Origin of the sequence: Roseibium album, assembly GCF_001404515.1 — a bacterium.
Classification (GTDB): domain Bacteria; phylum Pseudomonadota; class Alphaproteobacteria; order Rhizobiales; family Stappiaceae; genus Roseibium; species Roseibium album.
The window spans coordinates 285,230-308,184 of the sequence record NZ_CXWE01000005.1 but is presented as its reverse complement, the minus strand read 5'-3'; the positions used below and the strand labels follow the sequence as shown (position 1 = coordinate 308,184).

The window sequence follows — 22,955 nt, the reverse complement described above, 5'->3', positions numbered from 1 at the left end:
TTTCAGTCGAAGACGTGACCGTGCTGGTAGCGCTCGTCCCTGCCAGCGGCAGCGGTCAGGGCGGCTACATTCGACTTGGTGAAAAATCCGTCGAAAGCCTTGCAGCGTTCAATGTATTCAGTGATCAGCAGCGTATGTGGCGAGTGCTTGGAGAAGATCTGCTTCAGATCGGGCGAATCTTTGCATTCGCCAACCACATGCGCAAGGAATGGTACGCCCTGCTGGCCAAGGATGCCAACGACATAGTCGACGTTTTTCTGATTCGACGGGTGATCGCCATCCAGGATCTCAACTGCCATGTGATGCATTCTGCGGCCGAAATTTCGGACAAAGTTTTCCGTCGGCATCGGCAGGTTCTCGAAGGAATTGACGAAAGACGGAGTGTTGTTGGCGGTGAACACCTTGGCCGGAGACTGCTTGTCGTCGCTCACGATCGGGCAGCGGTTCACATTGGTTGAAGAGTTCATATCGGAAATGTTGTAAGCGCCCCAGAAGTAATACGGAACCATTGTCTGGAACTCCAGGATCGCGTCTTCGCGTTCCCCGGCAAGTATACGTGTTGCCATGTGGTCGTAGCCGAGCATCAGTTTGTCCAGTCCGTGTTCCTCGGCGAACAAGATGCCTTCCTGAAGGGATGCCTTTTCTTCGTCGGTCAATTCAAGCCGCTCACCCAGCCCGATACTTTCAGGATCGTTGAAATCGCAATTGCTGTAGCCGATCCGGTTGCCGGTGAAGTCCGAGGGCAGGGAGAACAGAACACCCTTTGAGGTATAAAAATCATTTTCAGTTTCGCCGGGATACTCGAAACGGATGCTCTGGGCTTCGAGGGTTTTGCAGAGTGTTGCGGTATCCGGACAATGGAACACTTCACCGACGTAGCGCGTGTTGGGCTTGGACCGCGACGATGGATAAAGCACGTTGAGACGCCTGATATAGTCTTCATAAGCGTCGGAAAGCGGTTCCATCAAAATGACGGCCGGAAATTCGGGCCGGTTGTGCAGAACATGAAATTTATGTGTGCCGGAGACATAGCTGGAATGATAGCGGTTCGGCGTCATCCGGTGCAGTTCAGCCATCGTCGCAACGCCGTCTCCCGCCTCGACCTGAATGACGACCGCCTTCATCTGGCCGACAAGGTCGTCCACGCCTGATGCCTTCCGGCGGGCATAGATCTTCGGCAAATACTCTTCAAAAAAATCAGAGTTTTGCTTGTCGCCTTTAGGTTGGTAATCGGAGTAATCAAACGGGGTCGCATCCATGTTACTCGTTTCCTTCGAATGAATCGCAGTGAGGTGAGGGCCTGTTTCATTAGGCAGGATCAGGTTCAGCCCGTCAATTGATGGCAGGGCTGCACTTTGCAATCTTCAACTGTGCAAATCGAAAAAGGGGAAGCGGATGACCGCTCCCCCCGAGTTTGTTGGCTCGATAGTCCGTCTGGCCTTTTCGTCAAACGGTGAACAGGTCGCCCGACAGGTCGAGCTGAGCCAGAAGCGGGTCGTGGTCGCTGGCCCGCTGGTCGGTTTCAGCGAATTCGGAGTTCACGTGGACGAAGTCGAACGAGGCACCGTCTGCTAGGTGATCGCTTACCAGAATGTGATCCAGCGACTGCGAATTGCCCTGGAAGACGAAGCTGTAGATTTCATCTTCGTCAATGGTGTTCACCAGATTGGTAAGACCGCCACCACTCGCTTCCAGCGTCGAGACCGGCGAAATGAACTCGAATTCGTTCAAATCACCGAGTACTATGACATTGGCGTTCTCATTTTCTGCAACGATATCATCGACGTAGTCAGCGACCGCCGCAGCTTGCACCTGACGTTCGTCAAGGCTGCCGTTGACTGTTACATCTTCCTGTCGCTGATCGAAGGGCTGCTCGACACCAAGGATCGGAGCGGAACCGCCTTTGGACGAGAAGTGGTTGTTGACGATTGTCACTTCATCACCTTCGAAATTGAAGGATGCGACCAGCGGCAATCTTGCACCTTCAAAGGCACTGCCTGCATTCTGGTCGCCGACGGCCTCAACGGAGTCCTCTACCAGGTCCACACGATCAGAGTTGAAGAGGAAGGCGGTGCGGATATTGCCGCCCGGCTGGCCACCCGAAGTGTTGTTTCCGATAGAGGTGTTGTCGATGAACTCGAAGTTCAGGCTGCCATTTATAAAGCCGTCATCCGCTTTGTCGATTTCCAGAGCAAGAAGCTGAAGCGTCTTGCTTGCCGAGGTGACGCCGTTGTCGTCCGAGCCGCTGTTGTCCTGGATTTCCTGGAGGGCGATGATGTCGGGTGTTCCAAGATTGTTGACGATCTGCTCGGCGATTTTGGTGAAGCGGCCATTTGCGAGGTCTGCATCCCCGTCTCCGTCATTCGGATCAAGGTTGAGAACATTGTAGCTTGCGACTGTCAGCAGATCTTCCGAACCGGCTAGCTCTGTCGTCTCGGCTTCAAGTCCTGCAGAGATGATCTGGCTCGTGAAGTCGACGGTCGGCGCTATCTCGAAGTTGCCGAAGCTGTAGGTCACGACGCCGGTCACGTCGCCGAGTTGATCGCCGACATTGACGACCGGAAATTCGAAGTCGAGGATGCCGTCGTCAAAGTCGATCTGGATTTTTTCCGGATTGAAGTCATCGGGTGAAATATTGAGCGTTCCACGGCTGCTTAACCCCGTCGCATCATCACCTTGGTCCACTACACCAAAGATTTCACCGAACCGGTTCGTGCCGGCAACGGCGACGACGTCCTGAGCCGTGACAAGCATGCCCTCGAGGCTCTCGAAAAAATCGATGCCGTCGGTTTCCGGATCAAAGCCGCCGAGCCCGGCAATCGTTCCGAAGCCGTCGTCGTCTATGACCTGGTTTGGCGGTATCCGTCCGTCCTGGCCGATGATCGTCGCTGCGACGACGCCGGTTCCAGTGACAGTGACAACCGGACTGACAAGCTGGGTCGTGGACAGGTTGCGTGTGCCTACGCCACCCGGCGTGAATTCGGCGACCGATGCTTCCACGTTGACAGCATCACCAACAGACACTGCTGGCGTACTGCCAGTGAAGACAAAGATTCCGTCCGAAGTTGCAATATCGTCATCACCTTCTGGGTCCTGCATATAGAACCCGTTGGAGTCCACGGCGGTAACGACACCGGAGGTCAGGATGGACTTGCCTTCGAAAGTCGAGGTATGGCCAGCACCCTGGATGTCGAATATTGCGACTTCCTCAACACCTCCGCCGCCGCCGGTGTTTCCGGATGTTGGAGTGTTGACCGTCGGATCGTTGTTGAAGTCCAGTATGGACCAGTCCGCGGCGGTGTCCGTGTCGACACCGTCGGTGACGCGTCCGACGCCGGCGGGCAGGAAGGAGCCATCAGGACCGATAACTGGTGCATCAAAGAAGAAGCTGTCGCTTTCCTCTCCGTCTGACACGCCAACGGTATCGATGACGATTTCTGAACCGGTGACAATATCACCTGCAATGCTCGCTGTTTCGACCAGGGCTATGGTGTATGAGCTGTTCTCGATCCAGTTGTCAGGGATGGATGCGTCTGGAGTGACACCGTAGGTTGCTTCCGTATTGCCATTCGCAACAAGGAAGTAGCCGTTTTCTCCGATGACGGCATCTTCCGGGAAGTCGAATTGCCGATCAATCGTCCCGTTCGACGAGCCTGCATCACTCTCCACCACGATCAGGCTGAGACCTGCAAGAGAGTCTCCAGGTTCGCCGAAGAGTTCAATGTATTCGCTGTCAACACCTGTCGTGCTGCCCAGGACTTCGTTGATGACAATGCCAGAGGGCTCAACTACGCCATCAAAGATCGTATCTTCGCGGAACGTAATGTTCTGGATCCGGCCGTCCGTGTCTGGACCGGTGTCACCCTCATTGTAGGCCGTGCCGCCCTTGGCCGGGTTGAAGTTGTCGTCCAGATATTCGGCCAGTGCGTCCTGTTCCGTCCCATCAGCTGCGAACGTGGCATCCCCCGAGAAGATGTCGTCGGCGACGCCATTGGCATCAAGATCGATCAGGTCAACGCGATTTGGGTTGGACAGAGTTGACAGAATTTCATCCCCGGCATTGGCCAGGAAGTTGAGCGTCACCATCCGGAAACTTTCCGCAGGGTCGCCAACGATCGCTCCGTCGCGGACGATTTCAGCAATCAGGTTGCCGTCTGCGTCGAAGATACCGGCATTGAGCACCCGCTCACCTGCAATGTCGATGTTTCCGTCCGTATCGTAGGTCTGGGCAGTTCTCGTCTCGTCAAACGAAAATTTCAGCCCGGAGATTTGCGGAAAACCTCCCGATACGCCTGTGGGCAAGGCGCTGACAGCACCTTCGAGGAAAGCCTTTATCTCTGCCTTGTTGATATCAAGCAGTGTCAGTCCATTGTTGAAGGCCAGTGTGGTGGCGATGTCGTTCTGGCTGATGCCGCCTTCCGGTTTGACCACGTTGCCGTCTTCGTCGAGGATTTCCTCGTTCGGCACACGCACGGCTTCTGTACCACCGGCAGGAACTACGATCTGGCCAATATTGGCGCGGATGCCACCGCCGTTTTTGACGGAAATGACCACTTCGTCACCAAGCCCTTCAACAGCAATAACCTGGTTTGCGTAGGCCAGGTTTGCGTCCGCAGTCAGGTTTCCGAGATTGGTCTCCTGCGTTCGTACACCGTCCGGATCGTCCTCGGCAAACGTGCCAGAGCGATTGCCGTTCAGGAACACGTCCGACACACCGAATACATTCGACTCGGTGGCGACGATCTGCGCCTGAATGGCATCCGTGATCGCGTCAATTTCCGGATCGATCAGATCTTCGGCGCCCAGGTCGGCGATGCCCTGATCGTCGGTCGCGTAAGCACCGGAGATGTTTTCGTCGTAGCTTTCCGGGATGATGTTACCATCTTCGTCGAAGTCCACGACAAGGCGGCCGACATATTTGTAATTGCCGTCGGTGTTTACGACTGCTGTTGTGGTGCCACCGGCGTTGGTGATGAACTGGGGGTATTGACCCTGATCGCTGTCACCATCACGCACACGGTCATTGTCGTCAAAGAGCCGCGTGTTCGAGCCACCCGCCACGATAATGTCGACATTCTCGAGCCGAGCCGCAAGCGCCTGCTCGATGCTGATCTGCTGCATATGGCTCAGAAGGATCACCTTGTTCATGTCGGGATTGTCAGTCAGAAGCTGATCCACCTCGGCCTGAATGATGAGCGCAAGCGCGTCCAGTTCTTCATCCGTCGGTGTGCCGCTGGCCCAGGCCGGAGAAATGCCAAGGTCATCTCCGGGGCTCGAGATCGAGCGGATTGTGGGCACGGTCGCGCCGATGATACCGATCTTTTCGCCGTTAACATCCGAGACGCTTGAGGAGGTTACGACGTTCTGGAGCGTGGCCGTATCCTGTCCGCCGGCTGCCTCAAGTGGTGCGAGGTTGGGATCGGTGGAAAAGTCAAGGTTAGCAGACAGGTAGGGGAACAATGCACCTTCGAAGTCGGCGCCTTCCAGATCTGTTCCGTCAAACGCGCTGTTGGTAAACGCACCGGTCGCGGAGCCATCGATCAGCCCGGCGAGCAGTCCGGTGCCCAGATCGAATTCATGGTTGCCCAGAGCGATCGCCTGGACGCCCAACTCGTTCTGGATCTGGATGTCCGCGATACCCTGCGAGCCGAAAACAGCTTCGGAAGCATCGAAAAACAGACCGGGGATGATGGCATCACCGGAACTCAATGTGAGAGTGTTGTCGACGACCCCGTCGTCGCCAAGATCTTCGGCGCGCAGGGCATTCAGAATACCGGACAAATTGTCGATGTTGTCGATCGTCGCAGCATTGGCTTCCTGATCGGCGAAGTGCAGCAGCTCGAGCGTGAAGACTTCCGGTGAGGGAACAGATGCGCTGATCGTCTGATCCTGAAATTCCAGGTACTCGAAATTCACAAATGTATCGGTGCCGTCCTTGTTCTTACGAAGGTCTTTGACAATGCCGGCTTCCAGATCAACTACATAGTCTTCCAGTTTGCCGGAGAACACGAGCGTATCCATGCCCTCGCCGCCATCGGCAAAATCATCTCCCTTGCCGCCCTTTGCCCGATCATCACCTTTGCCGCCGAATAGATCGTCGTCGCCCTTGTTGCCGAACAGCCTGTCATTCCCATCAAATCCGCCGATATAGTCGTCGCCACCGAGGCCCCTGATGGTATTGTTCTGATCGTCGCCCACGATCAGGTCGCGAAACTTGGTTCCCTTTACGTTTCGGATATCCGCGAGGTCGTCATGTTCCACAGTATCGTTTGCTATGCCCTCATTGAGAGGGATCCAGCCTAGTTTCTTGTTGGTCAGTTTTGTGCCCCAATCCTGATCAAGGCGCACATAGATAGCTTCGCCAGCGCTCGAATAATCCGCTTTTCTGCCTTCGATCTTCGGAAATTCGCTTTCCTCGAGGAAACTGGCGGCCTGACCAAGCTCGGGGGTCACCCGAGCAAGGTTGTAGGCGCTCAGGTTGGCATTCAGGTTTTCAATCGCTTTCTCAAGCGCTTCATCGAGGACTTTGCCCTGATCCTTTTCCTGGTCCCTAGAAGCCTCAGGTCCATATTGATAACCCATAATCGTCCCTCACCCTTGATGTGCAGAGCATTGCCCTTAAGAGAACCGATCCTGAGCGATCGCAACGGAAAATTTTTCCAGGGGGAAAGTCACATTCGACAGCCGAATAAATTGCTCAAGTATCGATGAATAATGTGTAGGTTGGGCGTGGTATCAGCGTTTTTTGACAGGTTAATGAACGATTAATGACAGAGAAAATTATTGAATCTTAGATATTTAGCCGGAAAATTACTAATTTCAGCGTTATCTGATATTTGAAAGATGGACCAAACGATTTTGGTCTCATGGGGAATGTGATTTTCGTTTCTGGCAGTCCCCGCCAACCAGTGTCTCGCAGATCGAGATTGTGCAGCGATGCGATTGTCACTCTCATATTTTGCATGTTCCTGTTCTATCCAAACATGAAGAAAGGCCACGCAGATAGCGTGGCCCTTTCTTGTGAACAATCCCTCCAGCGAGGAACCTTCCTGTTTGCTCGGACGCCTTAAATGCTGCCGATGTCAGAGGATCCTTTTCCTGTCCTCATTCTGACGACCTAGTTACGTGCGCTAAGAGCCCGTGCATTGTCAGCCTGCAAACGGCGGACGGAAACCGGCGTGTTGCCGTTCAAGTCGCCATAGGCCTGGTCTGCATAGTCTGCGAAAACACCTGCATCAGCGCGATTGCCTTTTCTGGATGGTGCGCGGAGCTGGCTGCTGTTGACGCTGCGCTGGCTGTCGGTGAAAAACACCGGCTCATCACCATTGGAGTCGCCGTAAATACCGCCGAGATCAATCGCGTTCGCCGTACCAACGAAAGCGCCGGAAACAAAGACTGCGGCCAGAAGGGAAGTGATCAGTTTCTTTTGAGTGCGCATGGTTAAACTCCTGTTTGACTTGAATTCGGTAATCGCGATGCCTTCCGGTATACCCGGTGTCTGCATTGCGCTTACAACATAAGAACGTGCTGGATCGTAATAGGTTCCGAATTTTTTAAAAAAGTTGATGCTTTATTATATGATCTCACTACGGGTGTAGAATTTCGGGTTTTTTTACAGAAATATCCAATTTTTTATTTATGTGATATATGTCACTCTTCACGTTTTACTTGATGAGTAGATTTTCGTTGGTTGAATTGGGTGAATTCGTTGAAGTGTGCCGCCCGGGGAACGCGGCGGGGCCTGCGATTGCAAATTTTCTTCAGTCAAAACCGGGTGTTGGAAATTTCGGATTTTTCTTGTTCACTTCAAGTAACAAACTTGTAAACACTTATGTGATCGTGGTTTTTTCTATTGGCTATCAACTCATGATGAACTTGCTTTGAAGTCCATAAAATAGTTTGGCAGTAAACATTACATGCGGGTCACCCAAGCAGCCTCAAGGGAGGGCGAGATGACCCGGATGGAAAACAGTTTCACACAGGACCTGCAGTCGGAAATTCCACATCTTTGGCGGTTCGCACGATCGATTGCCGGCACGACGGAAGGGGCGGACGACCTGATGCAAACGGCGCTTGAACGCGCATTGCGCAACCGGCACCAATTTGTTCACGGCACAAAGTTGCGGAGTTGGCTGTTTGCCATAGTCCGCAATGCGCAACTCGACGAATACCGAAAGTCCGAACGCCGGGGACATCACGTCCCGATAGAGGAGTGGTACGAGCAAGCCTCGTTTGCACCGGCGCAGGAAAAATATGTCGAACTGGGCGATGTCGCCAGGAGCATCGAAGGTCTTCGACCTGAGGAACGGGATGTTCTAGAGCTGTGCGTGTTCTCCGGCCTGTCCCATGATCAGATCGCAAGCCAGATGGGCGTCGCTGTCGGGACGGTGAAAAGTCGTCTTTCCCGGGCGCGTCAGGCATTGGCGGCCTAGGTTTTCCGCTCGATTTGCCATAGCCATATCAAGGCTTGAGCGGCCGACATTAACCGCTCAAGCTGCCGAATGCCCGGATGTCTGTACCGTTGATCCGGCGCTCGCCCGTGTATTCCGCAAATGCTCCGGCCACTTTTTCATTCTGCCAGTCGAGGAGCGCTTTTTTGTAGCTCGGACGGCCGGCAACCCTGCGAAACCATGATTGTAAGTTCGGTACCCGCTCGAAGGGCCAGTCCATGAGGCTGAACCGGTGGACATTCGGCATCCAGGCGACGTCGGCCAATGAAAAAGTGTCACCTGCCAGAAACGGCCTGCCATCCGAGAGCCGATCGTCCAGTATCCTGAAAGCTTCGTCGGTCCGCGTCACCGCTGCATCGATGCGGGATGTTTCGAATCCTGCCTTGTAGTCCCGGCGGAACTGCTTGAGCCACTCATTCTGATGGTTTTCCTGGAAGGCATCGAAACTTTCCTTCGAACTGCGTTCAACGCCCTTGAACAGAAATTCAAACGTCAGCAGCTTCAGATCGACCTGGGCCTTGTCGGCCAACTGCAAAAGGTCCTGCGAAGTGGAATTGGCAAGATCGGAGCCGGGCTGGGCGATCCTCTGGATGATGTCGACGCTCTCGATGAAGAGCCGCCCGTCGTCGACAAAGGCCGGGACCAGTCCCTTTGGGTGTATCGCCTGGTATTCGGGTGACGCATGCTCGTCTCCGGCCAGGTCGATCAGATGGCTGGTGTAGTCCTTGCCCGTTTCCGCGAGCACGATGCGGACCCTCTGTGAGCAACTCGACATCGGGGCATGCCATAAATGCAGGCCTTCAAGGTCCTTGAGATACCGTTCCTTCGGTTCGATCTCCGGCATTTGCTTTTTCTCCTTCCGCAGCGATATCAAAACGCGACGCGGTCTCCGCCTTTCAGATACAGCATCTCTCGTGCCTCGTCCGGGGTCGCGACTTCGCAACCAAGATCTTCCACGATGCGCCTGATCTTTGTGACCTGCTCGGCATTGGACTTGGCCAGTTGGCCTCGTGCGATCATGAGACTGTCTTCCAGGCCGACCCGCAAGTTGCCACCCATCTGGCTCGCGGTGGTCGCGAAGGGCATCTGCGCACCACCCGCACCAAGAACGGACCATTGATAGTCGTCACCGAACAACCGGTCTGCCGTGCGCTTCATGAAGATGAGATTGTCGATGTCAGGTCCGATACCTCCCAGAATGCCAAAGATGAACTGGATGAAGACGGGTGCCTTGAACAGGCCGGCATCCATACAGAATTTCAGATTGTAGAGATGTCCGACATCGTAGCACTCATGCTCGAATTTGACGCCATGCGTTCCGCCAAGTTCGTTGGCGACGAAGCGGATGTCCGCGAACGTGTTCCTGAATATGTAGCCCTCGGAGTTGCGGATATAGGCTTCTTCCCAGTCGTATCTGAATTCCTTGATCCTGTCCGCGATCGGATGGAACGAGAAATTCATCGACCCCATGTTGAGCGAGCACATTTCAGGTGATGCCCATTTGGCGGGTGCGATCCGCTCTTCCATGGTGTTCACCAGGCTGCCGCCGGTCGAGACATTCACTACCGCGTCCGTTGCCTGCTTGATCACCGGCAGGAACGCCTTGAAGTGATCCGGTGCGATTGAGACGGATCCGTTTTCGGGATTGCGCGCATGCAAGTGCAGGATGGAGGCACCGGCCTTGGCCGCCTCGATTGCCTGATCGGCGATGTCTTCCGCGGTAAAGGGAAGCGCTTCCGACATTGTCGGGGTGTGGATGGCGCCGGTGATGGCGCAGGTGATGATTGTCTTTTTCCGTTTGCGGGCCATCTTCGCTTCCTAACTGTCCGATTTTTCTTCAACAACTCGACGTGAGAGCGGGAACAATTCAATGCCGGTCCTGTCCTTGACGAAGCCCCAAATGCCTCTTGGTGCCTTCAGCATGACGACAATGGCAACCAGTCCCAGGATCAGGAGATAGGTGGTGCCCAGGTCTGCAAGCGTCTCACGGAGGAGAAAAAACACGATGACGCCGATAATCGGACCTTCGAGCGTGCCGATGCCGCCGATGACGACTATGAAAATTACGAACGCCGTCCAGTCATTTACGCTGAACGCGGCGTCAGGGGAGATGCGCAGTTTCTGCAGAAAAATCAGCGCTCCCGTCGAAGCTGTCAGACCGGCGGCGATGACGTAAACAAAGAACTTGTGACGCCAGATGTCGATGCCGAAGCTGTTTGAAGCGACCTCGCTGTCCCGGATGGCGGTCAGAGCCAGGCCGTTGCGGGAACGCAGGAGCAGGTAGATGACGGCGATCACGATTGCGGCCATGCCCAGCGCCAACCAGTAGGTTGTTGCTTCGCGCATGGAGCGGCTGGATGCCATGGAGCGGACGATCGCCACTGGAAGGCTTGTGCCGGATCCTCCACCAAGGGCGGAAACCTGCGCGAAACTCAACCGAAATACCTCCGCAATCACCCAGGTGCCAATCGCGAAATAGGCGCCGCGCAATCGAAAAATCAGGACAGCGACGGGAATGGCAACAAGCGCGCCGAGCAGACCCGCGATCGGGATTGCAGCGAGCGGAGACAGGCCGGCGAACATTGCCAGCGCGAAGAGCATGTAGCCACCGAAACCGACAAACGCCTGTTGTCCGACGGAAACGAGCCCGGCGTATCCCGCGAGCAGGTTCCAAAGGCAGGCGAGGGACAGATAGAGGAAGATCTCGCTCAACAGGCGCATGTCCGCCCGACCGGCCCACCAGGGAGCCGCAATCAATGCGGCCAGCACCAGAATGCCTATCCCCGCTGCAAAGCGGCTTGCGGGAGATGATCTCGATATCGTGTAGTTTGCTGAGGTCATCAGTCGATCCGTGGAAACAGGCCGCGCGGTTTCACCGCGAGCACGATCAGGAAGGCGATATGGCCGGCGAGGAGTTGCCAACCCGGATTGATCTGGGCGCCGATATTCTGGCTGACACCAAGGATGATGCCACCGATCATGGTGCCCCACAGGTTGCCGAGACCGCCGATGATGACCGCTTCAAAGCCAAAGATCAGACGGCCTGGCCCGATCGAAGGATCGAAACTGGTGCGAATGCCGAGAAAGACACCGGCAATGCCGACAACCGCGAGCGAAAGCGCCATGGCAAGACCAAAGACGTGAGCCTTGTTCAATCCCATCAGCTGAGCGATGTCCTGCTTGTCGGAGACGGCACGGAAGGCCCGTCCGAGCGCTGAGCGATAAAAGACCCACTGCAGACCCGCAATCACCGCAACCGACACGCCAAACATGACAAGGGGCAGTACTCCGACGTTCAGGTTCCCCGGAAGCGCAAGGCTGGCGGTTTCAATTGCGCCTGCGTTCATTTTTTGAGGGTCAGCGCTGTAGATTTCGAGTAGCCCGTTCTGAATGATCACGGACAGGCCGAAAGTCACCAGCAGTGGCGGCAGAATGTCATCGCCCAGGGTCTGGTTGAGAACTCCGCGTTGCAAAACATATCCGATGACCGCCATGACAGGCACAACGATGACAAGCGTCAGAAGCGGGTTAACACCGAGCGCGCTGGTGGTCGACAGGGCCAGGAACGCAGCCAGGACAATGAAATCGCCATGGGCGATATTGACCAGGCGCATGACACCGAAAATCAGGGACAGCCCTGCTGCGAACAGCGCGTACAGACCGCCAAGAAGGACCCCTTGAACGATTGCGTTGATCCATTCCATTTCAGAGACCTTTTGAGAAAATGTCAGGAACCCGGTCCGGGAATGTGGATTGCCAATCTGGCGTGGTGGTCTGTGCTTTCATGTTTCAGACTCCGAAATAGGCGGCGCTGATCTGTTCGCGCGTCAGTTCGTTCGAGCGGCCTTCCAGCGATATCCGGCCCTCCTGCATGCAGTAGACCCTGCCGGCGACGCTCAAGGCCTTGGCAATGTCCTGCTCCACGATGACGGCGCTCATGCCTTCGCCGATGATGTCCGGCAGGACCTCGTAGATCGACTTGATGATGATCGGGGCAAGACCCAGACTGATTTCGTCGAAGAGGATGAGTTCCGGGTTCGACATGAGTGCGCGGCCGATCGCAACCATCTGCTGTTGGCCGCCGGATAGTGCCGTTGAGGGAACGGCGCGGCGCTCCTTGAGGATCGGAAAGAGCCGGAACACCTTTTCCAGTTCCCAGGGACCCTTGCGTCCGATCTGGCCGCCGATAATCAGGTTTTCCTCCACGGAAAGCGACTGAAACAACTGACGCCCCTCCGGCACCATCGCGATGCCTGTCCTGGCTACCTGGTCCGCCCGCAGCGCGCCGATCGGAGTATTGCGGTAGGTGACCATGTCGGGCCTGTTGGCGAGCAATCCCGTGATTGAGCGCATTAGGGTCGTTTTGCCTGCACCGTTTGCCCCGATGATCGCGATTACCTCGCCAGCGTGAATGTTGATGTCGACACCGAACAAGGCCTGAAAATCGCCGTAGTGGGCGTTGAGTCCATGGGTGGACAGAAGTGCCTCAGGCATCGGCATCCACCCCCATGTAAATTTCCTGAACTTCGCGGCTAGCCATTGTTTCCTTCGGATCGCCCTCGGCGATCTTCCGTCCGAAATCAATGACGATCAGCCGGTCGACAACCGATAGAAGGGCGTGAACGATATGCTCGATCCAGATGATCGATATTCCGGTGGCACGGATTGTGTTGATGGTCTCGACAAGAGACAGACACTCGTTTTCCGTCAGGCCTCCCGCGATCTCATCCAGCAGCAGCAGTTTAGGTTTGGCGCAAAGTGCGCGCGCAAGCTCCAGTCTCTTGCGGCCAAGCAGCGTAAGAGAGCTTGAAACATCGTTCGCCTTGTCGATCAGGCCGGTGAGTTGCAGCATCTCAAGGCAATATTCGTCAGCTTGTTGGGCCGGCATCTTGGCGCCATGGGTTGCAGCGACCAGAACGTTTTCGAATACGGTCATCCCGGCGAATGGCTGCGGGATCTGAAAGGAGCGCGCGATGCCTGAGCGGCACCTTCTGGCGGCGGACAATCTGGTGATTTCATCGCCGTCGAAGAGTATCTGTCCGTGATCCGCCCGGACCGTTCCGGTGATCAGGTTGAACATGGATGTCTTGCCGGCACCGTTGGGACCGATCACGCCAAGCGCTTCACCGTGTTCGAGCTGACAGGTGAGCTTGTCGGCCACTGTTATAGCGCCATACGACTTGGACAGATCCCTTAATTCAAGAACGGGCGCCATGAAGATCCCTTGACTGGAACAAAGATGGACGGCGCACGGCCAAAGGCCGCGCGCCGGAGGTTCGTTACGACAGCAGTTTCAGCTTGCCCGTGGTGGGAATTTCGGGCGCACTGTGATTTGACGTAATGACCAGTTCCATTCCATTGGCGCCTTTCTGCCATTGTCCGGCAACGAGAGGCGTCTTTGAGACATTCTTGACCGGACCGAAACCCCAGTTGACGTGACCGACGACTGTCGGCAGGTCCGTTGCCTGGATGGCTTCCAGAATGGAATTCGGGTCGTCGAGATCAGCAGTGCGCCTGATGACGTCCGTTGTGACCTCGAAAAGCGCGTGTTTGAATCCGATCGGCTGGGTCCAGGGTCTGCCAGATGCCGCGACATATCCGTCCGCCAGCTGCCGGGCGGATTCACCCGTCAAAGAGGACGAGAAAGGATGATCGGGCGTCCACCAGATTTCGGAAGTCAGTCCGTCGCCGCGGTCACCGAGAGATTCAATAACGGAAGGAAAGAGCAGGGCCTTGCCGATTGTAACGACCTTTGGCTGGAATCCTTGCTGGGCGGATTGGGACCAGAAGGTTGCGAAGTCGGGCGGGATCATGTTGCCGGTGACGATCTCGCAGCCGGCCTCCTTGAAGGCCGAGATCTGAGTGGAAAAATCGTCTGTCAGCGGCTGGTACCGGCCCGGGTCGGTCAGCTCGAAACCACTGCCGATCAGGGCGGGCGGGAAACCGCGCTGGTCGTCACCCCAGGCGTTGCCGTCCGCATCATTGGGGAACAAACCGCCAACCTTGCGGGCGACACCTGCTTCTTCCCAGAGGGCGAGGAATGCCTTGATGACGTCTTCCAGTCCCCAGAAGAAGTGGTACGTATAGTCAAACCCCTGGGCCGGGTCGCCGTTCCGACCAAAGAAGTATGGCTGCCAGGGACAGTCCGTCGTGATGCAGGGAACCTCGTTGAGCTCGGCCTGATCCGATATCGGGTTTGTCGTATCGGGTGTCGACGCGCCGACGAGAATGTCGACTTCATCACTGAGGATCAGTTCGGAAGCGACCTCGGCAGCCCGGTTCGGGTTGGACTGACTGTCCTTGGAAATGATCTCGATCTTGTACGACTTGTTGTTGTTTTCAACACCACCAGCGAGCGCCTTTTCGATGCCGGCCAAAACGAATTCATCAGCTTCCGCAAAACCGGCCAATGGTCCGGTGCGGGGGCTGACATGACCGATCCGGATGACCGGATCAGCGGCATATGCCCTGGTTCTTGTCAGGATTGCCGGAGCTGCCAGGCCGGCCGTGGCGCCGGCAATGAAGTGGCGGCGGTTAAGACCGAATTTTTTTCCCATTAGCGTCATCGTCTTTCCTCCCAGATGCGCTGATCAAGGTCGCAAGGCACATCAACTCAAGATGGTTTCAAGCTTCCGTAAATGAACCGCGACGCGCTGACGGACGTTGTCCGCTTCCTCAGGCGTCCAGCTCTGAAAACCCTCTCCCGATTTCATTCCGAGCTTTCCTGCCTCCACAAGATCGCGCAAATAAGGGGAAGGTTTCGGCCGATTGTCCAAATCGGCCAGAACATTTTCATGGATATCGAGCGTCAGATCAGTGCCGACCAGGTCGGCATTTGCCATCGGCCCGAGGACCGACAGCCGTCTGCCGAAGCTTGTGTTGACGACCGTGTCGACGTCAGCGGCGGTGCAAACGCCGTTTTCAACAAGGCTGATCGCCTCGCGCCACATGGCATGCTGCAGACGGTTGCCGATGAAACCGGCAACGTCCTTTTCGACGCGGACCGGTGTCTTGCCCACCGACGCCAGGAGATCCGTCATTGCTGTCAGTGCTGCGTCCGATGTCCATTCGGTCCGGATCACCTCGACCAGCGGGATCATGTGCGGCGGGTTCCACCAGTGGGTTCCCAGTGCCCGAGAGCGGTCCTTGAGATCCGCCATGATCGTTGTGATCGGGATTACGGATGTATTGGATGCAAAAATGCAGTCTTTTGACGCAAAGCGCTCGACATCGGCGAACAAGGCGCGCTTCAGTTCGGGTTTTTCCGGAGCTGCCTCAAAGACAACGTCCGCGTTGGCTACACATTCGGCGAGTTCCGTTCCGGGCGTGATGCGGGCGATGGCTTCGGTGGCCTCGTGATCAGCCAAACCGAGTGCCGTCAAGCTGGCGCGCACACGCTCCTGCAGTGAGTCGAGACTGGCAGGAAAAGCGTCGTAGACAAAAACGTTGTGACCGGCACGAGCGAATGTGAGCGCAATTCCATGTCCCATGAGCCCGGCGCCCAGGACCGCAATGTTGTTTGTGTCCTTCATCATCTATCCCGCCGTGTAGCCGCCATCGGCATAGAGAATGTGCCCTGTGTAAAAGTCCGATGCCCTGGAAGACAGGAACAGGAGCGGACCGATGAGGTCCTCCGGTTCGCCAAGGCGACCTTTGGGGACACGGGCGAGAAAGCCGTCCCGGAAACCCTTTGCCAGTTCGTCGTCTTCAAACATCCAGGCCGTGAGGGGAGATCGGAAAACGGTCGGTGCAATTGCATTGACCGTGATGTTGTCGGCACCCAGTTCGCAGCCGAGGGCCTTGGTGATGCCGTCCACGGCCGCCTTCGACGCGCAATAGGCCGTGTATCCCGCGGGATGGCCCAGCAGGCCCCTGGCCGATGATACCAGAACGATCTTGCCACCTTGCGGTTGCGTCATCATCTGCGAGGTGGCAGCACGCGCCAGCAGCCAGGACTGGGTCACATTTGCTTCCATGACGTTCGAAAAGTCTTCCGGGGTCAGGTCGTTGATTTTGGCAACCTTGTTCATGCCGGATGCGACAACAAGGATATCAAGAGAGCCATGATGAGCGACGCAATTCTCAACCATTTCCGCGCAGACTTCCGCGCTGGAAGGACGTTTGTTGACCGTCTCGACTGCCGCGCCCTTGGCGCGACATTCTCCGGCGATCTTTTCGAGTGCATCACTGTTTCCCGCCGCCAGCACGAGATCGCAACCAGCGCCCGCAAGCGCATTGGCAGCAACCGCGCCAAAAGCGCCTGTGGCACCGGTTACAAGGGCGACCTTGCCCTTGATATCGAACAATTCGAGCGGATGGGTCCAGACATCAGCCATCAATTTGCCTCCGGCGGGTAGGGAATGACGACGAGCATCGTGCAGACGTGATTGGAGCGATTTTCGATTGAGCGAACTTCGTTCGGTGCGATCGTGCAGCTGTCGTATTTTTTCAGCACTGTTTCGGCGTCATTGACCAGGACGGTCATTTCACCTTCCAGGACGACATAAACTTTCTCGAACGGGGTCGAATCCGGTCCGGCGCCACCGCCCGGAAGAAACTGGCTCAGGCCGATCCATTGATTTTCCGGACCACCATCTTCAAATCCCTGAAGGCGCAAGCCGACCACGCCCCTGTGATTGGGCGCCTCGTATGGCTGTGCGTCGTCAAAACGCTTTACGTGCATCGCTTCCTCCCAGACGCGGCAATAGAGACCGCCAGGGTTGCCTGGCGGTCCTGTTGTTTCAGGTAATCAGAACTCTTCGCCGGGCTCTATGCGGTACTGTTGCCCGCGATCGATCATTGCGACGAGACGAATGATGCAGCCGTCTCCGCGATCCCAGTTCCATGGAAAGAAGGCAAATGTGCAGCGTTTTCCGGTGACCGCATCAAGATCACCGCCGACATTTTCAATGCCGAGAATGCCGTTGGAAAAGAGCGTGTTGTGAACCGGTTCCCACTCGGGAAAATCGTCTTTCCAGTCGCGACCGCCTGACCATTCAAGGTATTCGGCTTCAAGGTGCGGCATGATCGGCCCGTTCCGTTGCGGTCCGATTGCCGTTGCCAACGGGTGATCATTGGCCTGGGTGTCGTGCCCGACGACCTTGACGCCTTTCTCGACCATCCAGTCGGCAGCCGAGGGAACCAGTCCAGGGCAATAGGCGAAGTAGTCACCGTCCTCATACTGCTTGTGCCAGCCGGTGTTGATGATCAGCACATCGTTCTTGCGGATGGCATGGCCGCAAGCCTTTTCCAGATCGTCGCCGGTGATCTGCTCCCACTTTTGCTTGGGAATCGAGACCACGAGTCCGGAGCCGAAGAAATGCGGCAACGGAACCTCGTCGATAAAGGGTGTGCCCTGAACGACGTGTGCAGGCGCATCAATATGCGTGGTCACGTGCATCGTCGTCGTGATGGTCTGTGAGAGCACGCCTGATTTCGCCATGTAGTGCTTCCGGTCGATCTGGACATCCTGGAAATAGGGCCAGTTCGGGCACTGAAAGCCGTAGCGGTGGGACAGGTTGTAGAATTCAACGCCCATATCATTGTTCAGGTTTTCCTGAAACTCGATGCCGCGAATAGTCACTGACATATGTGTTCCTCCCGTCAGTCAGTGTATCACTGTATTGCTAAACGGTACAGATGCATCATAATGCGGTCAATAGGAAATCTCGACATAGACCAGAATTTGACCTATATGCTGCATTCAGCGCTGTGCAGAAAGGCGAATCCGGGGTCCGGTTGGAGGGGGCAAAAAAGTGGTTTTGACGATGGAATCAGAAAAGAAAATACAGACAAATCAAGGTGTTCAGGTTATTTCACGGGCAGCCGAAATTCTGCGAGTCTTAAAAAACGACAACACGGGACTAAGCCTGGGGCAGATTGCCGAACGTGTACATCTGCCCCGCTCTACGGTACAGCGGATCGTCAACGCCCTTCTTACGGAACGCCTCGTCATGTCCTCATCCGCTGAAGGTGGACTTCGTCTCGGTTCGGAAATTCAGTCGCTCGCCGCGGCCGGCCGTGTCAACATGACGGAACTTGTTCATCCTGTTCTGACGGATCTCGCGAAGCGGACAAAGGAGACGGTGGATCTTGCCGTCTTACGAGACGATCATATGGTGTTCCTGGATCAGGTCGTCGGTACGCATCGGCTCCGGACCGTTTCTGCGGTCGGCGAGGTCTTTCCGATGACGGATACGGCAAACGGCAAGGCTGCCTTGTCCTTGTTTGAAGATGATCGTGTCGTTGCAATTGCCAGCCGCGAGCTGAAGAATGCCGGCCAAAGTCAGCGTCCGCTGTCCGACTTTCTCAAAGAGATTGAAGACATCAGGGAAACAGGTATTGCCTGGGATCTGGATGAGCATACACAAGGTATCTCGGCAGCCGGATTTGCCTTTCAGGACCCTGTCGGTCTGGTCTATGCCATCTCCGTGCCGGTTCCCTCACATCGATTTGCCGGATTGCGAGAAAGTCTGGCCAAGCAGCTTCTGGGCGCACGCGAGGCGGTGGCAAAGCTGGTTTGACAATTTGCAAACCCCTCAAAACTGTTCGTGATCAGGCCGCAATGCGGCGCGCCACGCCTGCCAGTTGGCCGTCAATTCGTTCGTTGCGATAGCCGACGTTTTCCCCGGCCGGGTCATTGTCGCTGTCTTGCATATCCGGGAAGGCTGCTGACAGGACGTCCTCGGTGATGTCGCTGCACCAACCCTCGACCGGATTGAATTCCAGAATCGCTCTGACCTGTTCGAGCTGTCCGGTCTTGATGTCTTCCACGAGTTGACGTTTGTGCATGTCGGCCAACTCGAGCTCTGGCGTGTACAAGGTCCTCCCTAGTTCGCAAACAACAGAGAAAAAGGATGTATCGAGATTGAGTTTCATCATGTGCCTCCTTCAAATCAATTTCAGTTTATACGCAAAATACGTACAAAGCAAGGAATTTGAATGAATATGTACGTGAATGCGTACGACAGGCGCATGGCTTTGAACCTGGAACTCCCGTGCATCCAGCGGTTTTTAGAGCTGTTTGTCCAAATCAGAGTGGCTTAAAGACCATGATTATCTTGGCCTTGATCTTGACCTCGGTATGGTCAACATCACCTTCCCGGTAGAAGATCGTGTCCTGAAATCTCGGGTCGTCCGACTCCGGCATCAATTCTGATTGGCCATTCAGGCTGACAAGGCGCTTGGCTGTGCGTTCGATGGTCATGCCATTGTCGCGTGAGCGCTCGACCAATACGAGGTCGTTTTCCTTCAGTTCTATTCCTGCGGCGAGATAGTCAACGCACAAAAGCAAATCACCATTGCCTGCAATTCTATTGAGGGACTCCCCGCGTACCCTGACAACAAACTGCGACTGGGCGGGAAAGCGAATATCATAGGATATTGTTGATTCTAATGAATTTTCAGTTTCGAAAAGTGCCGCTTCCATCCAAAGCCCGGCTGCGACCTCGCCGACGATGGGGACGCCTGTTTTCGGCAGGTCCGGCGTCTTGCGCTGAATCTCGGCAACCGAACCGTCGGCAAGCGCGAGGACTTCTTCGCGAGTGATCGCGGGGTCGCCCCTGCCGGGAAGGACAGCCAGTAATTTGCTGATGAAATTCGCAGGCAAGCCAGTTTCCGGATAGTCAGACGAAAAGTAACGCTGAATAGACGAGGCCTGGGAATATCCCATTTCACGAGCGATCGCCCGAAGGGAGAGGCTCGACCTTTCCTTCAGTTTCTGAAGCTTGTGATGAAGGGATCGTTCTTGTTCGTCCATGTTGCCGGGTGCCGCAAGTTGTTCATGATGTCCTTTTTTCTTTTACCGTATGAATTCTGCGTTGACAAGTGTACGTGATATACGTACGATATTTTGACTGACTACGAAAGGCAAAAGGAAGCTGGGAAGTGTTTGTTCAACAACAATGCAAGAGGACCAATTGGTGAACGGACTTAAAGAGCAAATCGAGGAAGCCATGGATCGAGTGGCTCACTGCCGTTTGCGCGCCGAACGGCCGTGCGCGCGCCTGGAGGATGAATATGCGTTGGAAAAGGCGCGAACCCGCCTGCTGACGCTGGAGTTGCGTTGTTTGAGATCGGAGCTGAAATCCACTGATGTGGCCAGGCAACGACATCAGGGCGGTTCAGAAAGAAGCCGTCACGAATTCAAGGATCGTTCCGAAGTCGGGAAAATCATGAGAACAAAACATAAACATCTTAGCTTGAGTGCACGAGAAAGAGCCGAAGCGTCTTTTGCCGCCCTGCAACATGAAGTCGGAAACACCACGGAGGGCCGCTGATGACGTCAGGTGGGCAGGTGGACAGGATTGCGGCTGAATTCGGTATTCATTTCGTATCAGCCGCAAAGCGCATCGAAGGTCCGCACCAGTCCAAGGCAAGGCGCACCTGCGACACCTTGCTGAGGAAACACGGTGCAGGACATCTTCGCCTGGTACTTGGCTTGATCAATACACCCTCCAACCGCGGCAACTGGTCCGCGCCGGTTCTGACAGCCGTTTCCTGGCTGGTTTTGAACAAGCCTGATCTGGTCGAACAACCGACGTTCGTAACGTGTTTCGATCGGTTTGATCTCGAAGCCCTGTTGACACGAGCAAAAGAAGTCAACCCGAGCGCGCTGACAATCACTCTCGCTGTGTTGCTTTCATACGAACTTGATCGATCAATCAGGGTGGAAATACGGGGGAAAGCGGCGTGAGGATGGTTGTCATGCAGGGAAAGTTGGCTACATTTTCTTCTTCAATCACTGGCTGTGTAGAGCGCCTGGAAAAAGTCGCGCTATTGGTGTGGAGTGCTGCGCGGCCGGTGGAGACAAAGGGCGGTTGCCGGAGGCAAATCCTTGCAATCGTCGGTGGGGCAAATGAATACGTATCAGACAAAAGCGCAGGTCCATGCCTTCGAACGTGGCGTGGAGGCATACCAGAAGGGCAAGTCGCAGACCGACAACCCCTATCCGCGTCAGGCCGACTATTTCGAGTTCTGGGAACAGGGGTATCAGAAGGCTCGGGAATCGAACGCAGATTAACGACGGCTCGCCAATGTCGACCGACCGGATATCCGGTACGATCGGCGATCTTCAAGTTGGAATAGAGCTCACCTTCCGGGTTTTATGAATTCCAGCTTGCAGAAAGGATCGTAGACATGTGTGAAGCCAATCTATCCGTGGTTCCTGATCAGGTTCTGGAGCGGCTGATCGAGGCTGTTGAAGTGGTCGCCGTGACGGGCAAGGGGGATGGTCCCAGGTCCATTCTTTCCGCCTGGCCGGATTACCGGAGAAAGATTGCGCGGCGGCAGAAAACGTTTCCGCCACATCAGATATCGCGTGCAGAGGAAGCCCTGACCTGGTTTTCTCTGATTGAAGATCCGGACAGTCGCCGGGCGCTGCAGTTTGAAGTTATGTGCAAGGCCGGCGGCGGAAAATTCAGCAGGATATGCGAGAAATACGGCTGGAAGCGGAGTACCGTCACAAGCAGGAACCGCGTGATATTGCAAAACCTGGCTTGCCGGCTCAAAACGGCGGTCTGACTGTCGATTGGTTTCCTTCAACCGGGGAGATCGCAAAGGTCGCCCGGTTGAAATCCGGCCTGCTTCCTGGAACTGCCGGCCGTATCATCACCGCTCACAGATGCGACAATCCAGTCCCTGAAGGCGAGGGCGGCCTTCGTTTTCGATTTTACCGTAAGGAAATAACTCTCATTGGCCGCGATCGAGACCTGGTGAGCCTGTTCAATCAAGCCTTGCTGCATCGGCGCGGTCGCAAGGAGTTTGTGAACGAGACATGCACCGTTGCCGTAAATAGCGATCTGAAGGGCAGGTCCGTAACTATCCACGAACAAGGATGGCGACAACGGCGCGACATCGGCTGCCACCGCCCAAGGTTTCCAGCCGTCCGAGGTTCCGACGGCTTCGATCAACGGCAGATTTTCGATCTTACCCTTCAGATTGGGGGCTTTCAGGGCAATCAGTCGGTCGGACCCCAGCAGTTCGGCGTCAAACCCTGCCTGTTTTCGGGACCCGAAACGAATTTCGACGTCAGCTGCGGTCTGCGTGAATTCATCCGGCCACACGGCACCAATCAACCGAAGCACAACATCCGGGTGGCATTTGGTGAATTCAGGGAGCATCGGGGCGATGACCCACTGGATGACGCTGATTGATGCGGAAACCGTGAGCAAGTCCGAAGTCTGGTCAGCCACGAAGGCGCCGGTCGCGCTGGTCAGTGTTGCCAGTGCGGTATCCACTTGTGGCAGCAGTCGGCGACCATGATCTGTGAGGGCAAGACCCCGCGCCTTGCGTTCGAAAAGCAGGACGCCAAGACGAGTTTCCAGAGATTTGACTTGTTGGCTGACTGCGGACTGCGTCATGCCGATTTCATCCGCTGCCGCCGTAAAGCTCAGGTTTCTGGCGGCGGATTCGAACGCGCGAAACCAGTTCAAGGGTGGCAGTGTGCGTGCCATGGTCAAGTTACCTATAAGTTGCACTAATACCTAAGGCTGAAAATCATTCGTT

23 protein-coding genes are annotated in these 22,955 nt (G+C 55.6%); 6 read left to right on the top strand and 17 right to left on the bottom strand.

From position 1 onward, the window contains the following. Positions 1–2 precede the first annotated feature (2 nt). The 3 genes from LA5095_RS18310 to LA5095_RS18300 form a co-directional block, all read right to left on the bottom strand. Complete coding sequence (locus LA5095_RS18310; RefSeq protein ID WP_055117516.1) at positions 3–1,259, bottom strand: hypothetical protein; 1,257 nt, start codon at positions 1,257–1,259, stop codon at positions 3–5. A gap of 187 nt (positions 1,260–1,446) precedes the next feature. Then, complete coding sequence (locus tag LA5095_RS32775; RefSeq protein ID WP_055117514.1) at positions 1,447–6,582, bottom strand: DUF8508 domain-containing protein; 5,136 nt, start codon at positions 6,580–6,582, stop codon at positions 1,447–1,449. A 535-nt stretch (positions 6,583–7,117) separates the two neighbouring features. Next, a complete protein-coding gene (locus tag LA5095_RS18300; protein ID WP_055117512.1) occupies positions 7,118–7,438 on the bottom strand; it encodes a hypothetical protein in 321 nt (106 codons plus the stop codon). Positions 7,439–7,952: 514 nt separating this feature from the next. On the opposite strand from LA5095_RS18300, the gene LA5095_RS18290 reads away from it, so the two are divergent. Further along, positions 7,953–8,432 (top strand): RNA polymerase sigma factor, encoded by a 480-nt coding sequence (locus tag LA5095_RS18290; protein ID WP_158510406.1) that lies wholly within the window; start codon positions 7,953–7,955, stop codon positions 8,430–8,432. A gap of 49 nt (positions 8,433–8,481) precedes the next feature. Here the strand turns inward: LA5095_RS18290 and LA5095_RS18285 are convergent, their stop codons facing one another. From LA5095_RS18285 to LA5095_RS18235, 11 genes are all read right to left on the bottom strand, one after another. After that, positions 8,482–9,294, bottom strand: a complete 813-nt coding sequence (locus LA5095_RS18285) for a glutathione S-transferase family protein (RefSeq protein ID WP_055117506.1) — start codon at positions 9,292–9,294, stop codon at positions 8,482–8,484. 26 nt (positions 9,295–9,320) lie between these two features. Next, positions 9,321–10,259, bottom strand: a complete 939-nt coding sequence (kce, locus tag LA5095_RS18280; protein WP_055117504.1) for a 3,5-dioxohexanoate:acetyl-CoA acetone transferase — start codon at positions 10,257–10,259, stop codon at positions 9,321–9,323. Positions 10,260–10,268: 9 nt separating this feature from the next. Beyond that, positions 10,269–11,291 (bottom strand): branched-chain amino acid ABC transporter permease, encoded by a 1,023-nt coding sequence (locus tag LA5095_RS18275; RefSeq protein WP_055117501.1) that lies wholly within the window; start codon positions 11,289–11,291, stop codon positions 10,269–10,271. After that, a complete protein-coding gene (locus tag LA5095_RS18270; protein ID WP_055117499.1) occupies positions 11,291–12,154 on the bottom strand; it encodes a branched-chain amino acid ABC transporter permease in 864 nt (287 codons plus the stop codon). The genes LA5095_RS18275 and LA5095_RS18270 overlap by 1 nt, the downstream gene beginning before the upstream one ends. 85 nt (positions 12,155–12,239) lie before the next feature. Further along, the gene (locus LA5095_RS18265) at positions 12,240–12,950 is read right to left on the bottom strand and encodes an ABC transporter ATP-binding protein (RefSeq protein ID WP_055117498.1); all 711 of its coding nucleotides are present in this window, start codon (positions 12,948–12,950) and stop codon (positions 12,240–12,242) included. After that, a complete protein-coding gene (locus LA5095_RS18260) occupies positions 12,937–13,665 on the bottom strand; it encodes an ABC transporter ATP-binding protein (protein WP_055117496.1) in 729 nt (242 codons plus the stop codon). The genes LA5095_RS18265 and LA5095_RS18260 overlap by 14 nt, the downstream gene beginning before the upstream one ends. Positions 13,666–13,729: 64 nt before the next feature. Further along, positions 13,730–15,016: an ABC transporter substrate-binding protein gene (locus LA5095_RS18255; RefSeq protein WP_055117495.1), complete on the bottom strand. Its 1,287-nt coding sequence runs from the start codon at positions 15,014–15,016 to the stop codon at positions 13,730–13,732. 42 nt (positions 15,017–15,058) lie between these two features. Then, the gene (locus LA5095_RS18250; protein ID WP_208992754.1) at positions 15,059–15,985 is read right to left on the bottom strand and encodes a 3-hydroxyacyl-CoA dehydrogenase family protein; all 927 of its coding nucleotides are present in this window, start codon (positions 15,983–15,985) and stop codon (positions 15,059–15,061) included. Continuing rightward, complete coding sequence (locus LA5095_RS18245; RefSeq protein WP_055117493.1) at positions 15,986–16,786, bottom strand: SDR family NAD(P)-dependent oxidoreductase; 801 nt, start codon at positions 16,784–16,786, stop codon at positions 15,986–15,988. Further along, positions 16,786–17,133: a cupin domain-containing protein gene (locus tag LA5095_RS18240; RefSeq protein ID WP_055117491.1), complete on the bottom strand. Its 348-nt coding sequence runs from the start codon at positions 17,131–17,133 to the stop codon at positions 16,786–16,788. The genes LA5095_RS18245 and LA5095_RS18240 overlap by 1 nt, the downstream gene beginning before the upstream one ends. Before the next feature lie 66 nt (positions 17,134–17,199). Beyond that, positions 17,200–18,039: a cyclase family protein gene (locus LA5095_RS18235; protein ID WP_055117490.1), complete on the bottom strand. Its 840-nt coding sequence runs from the start codon at positions 18,037–18,039 to the stop codon at positions 17,200–17,202. 178 nt (positions 18,040–18,217) lie between these two features. Between LA5095_RS18235 and LA5095_RS18230 the strand changes: the two genes are divergently transcribed. Further along, entirely contained in the window at positions 18,218–18,973 is a 756-nt protein-coding gene (locus LA5095_RS18230; RefSeq protein ID WP_055117488.1) for an IclR family transcriptional regulator, read from the top strand. A gap of 31 nt (positions 18,974–19,004) precedes the next feature. On the opposite strand, the gene LA5095_RS18225 is transcribed toward LA5095_RS18230, so the two are convergent. Continuing rightward, positions 19,005–19,328 carry a hypothetical protein gene (locus tag LA5095_RS18225; RefSeq protein WP_208992753.1) on the bottom strand — a complete coding sequence of 108 codons (324 nt, stop codon included), beginning with the start codon at positions 19,326–19,328 and terminating at the stop codon, positions 19,005–19,007. 154 nt (positions 19,329–19,482) lie between these two features. Beyond that, positions 19,483–20,208 (bottom strand): LexA family protein, encoded by a 726-nt coding sequence (locus LA5095_RS18220; protein ID WP_055117484.1) that lies wholly within the window; start codon positions 20,206–20,208, stop codon positions 19,483–19,485. A gap of 163 nt (positions 20,209–20,371) precedes the next feature. On the opposite strand from LA5095_RS18220, the gene LA5095_RS18215 reads away from it, so the two are divergent. From LA5095_RS18215 to LA5095_RS18205, 4 genes are all read left to right on the top strand, one after another. Further along, positions 20,372–20,728 (top strand): hypothetical protein, encoded by a 357-nt coding sequence (locus LA5095_RS18215; RefSeq protein ID WP_144436044.1) that lies wholly within the window; start codon positions 20,372–20,374, stop codon positions 20,726–20,728. Continuing rightward, complete coding sequence (locus LA5095_RS18210; protein WP_055117480.1) at positions 20,728–21,144, top strand: hypothetical protein; 417 nt, start codon at positions 20,728–20,730, stop codon at positions 21,142–21,144. The genes LA5095_RS18215 and LA5095_RS18210 overlap by 1 nt, the downstream gene beginning before the upstream one ends. Before the next feature lie 162 nt (positions 21,145–21,306). Then, positions 21,307–21,471, top strand: a complete 165-nt coding sequence (locus tag LA5095_RS32770) for a ribosome modulation factor (RefSeq protein WP_158510405.1) — start codon at positions 21,307–21,309, stop codon at positions 21,469–21,471. Positions 21,472–21,587: 116 nt separating this feature from the next. Then, complete coding sequence (locus LA5095_RS18205; RefSeq protein WP_055117478.1) at positions 21,588–21,971, top strand: DUF6362 family protein; 384 nt, start codon at positions 21,588–21,590, stop codon at positions 21,969–21,971. 17 nt (positions 21,972–21,988) lie between these two features. On the opposite strand, the gene LA5095_RS18200 is transcribed toward LA5095_RS18205, so the two are convergent. Beyond that, positions 21,989–22,903 carry a LysR family transcriptional regulator gene (locus tag LA5095_RS18200; protein WP_082442873.1) on the bottom strand — a complete coding sequence of 305 codons (915 nt, stop codon included), beginning with the start codon at positions 22,901–22,903 and terminating at the stop codon, positions 21,989–21,991. Positions 22,904–22,955: the final 52 nt, after the last annotated feature.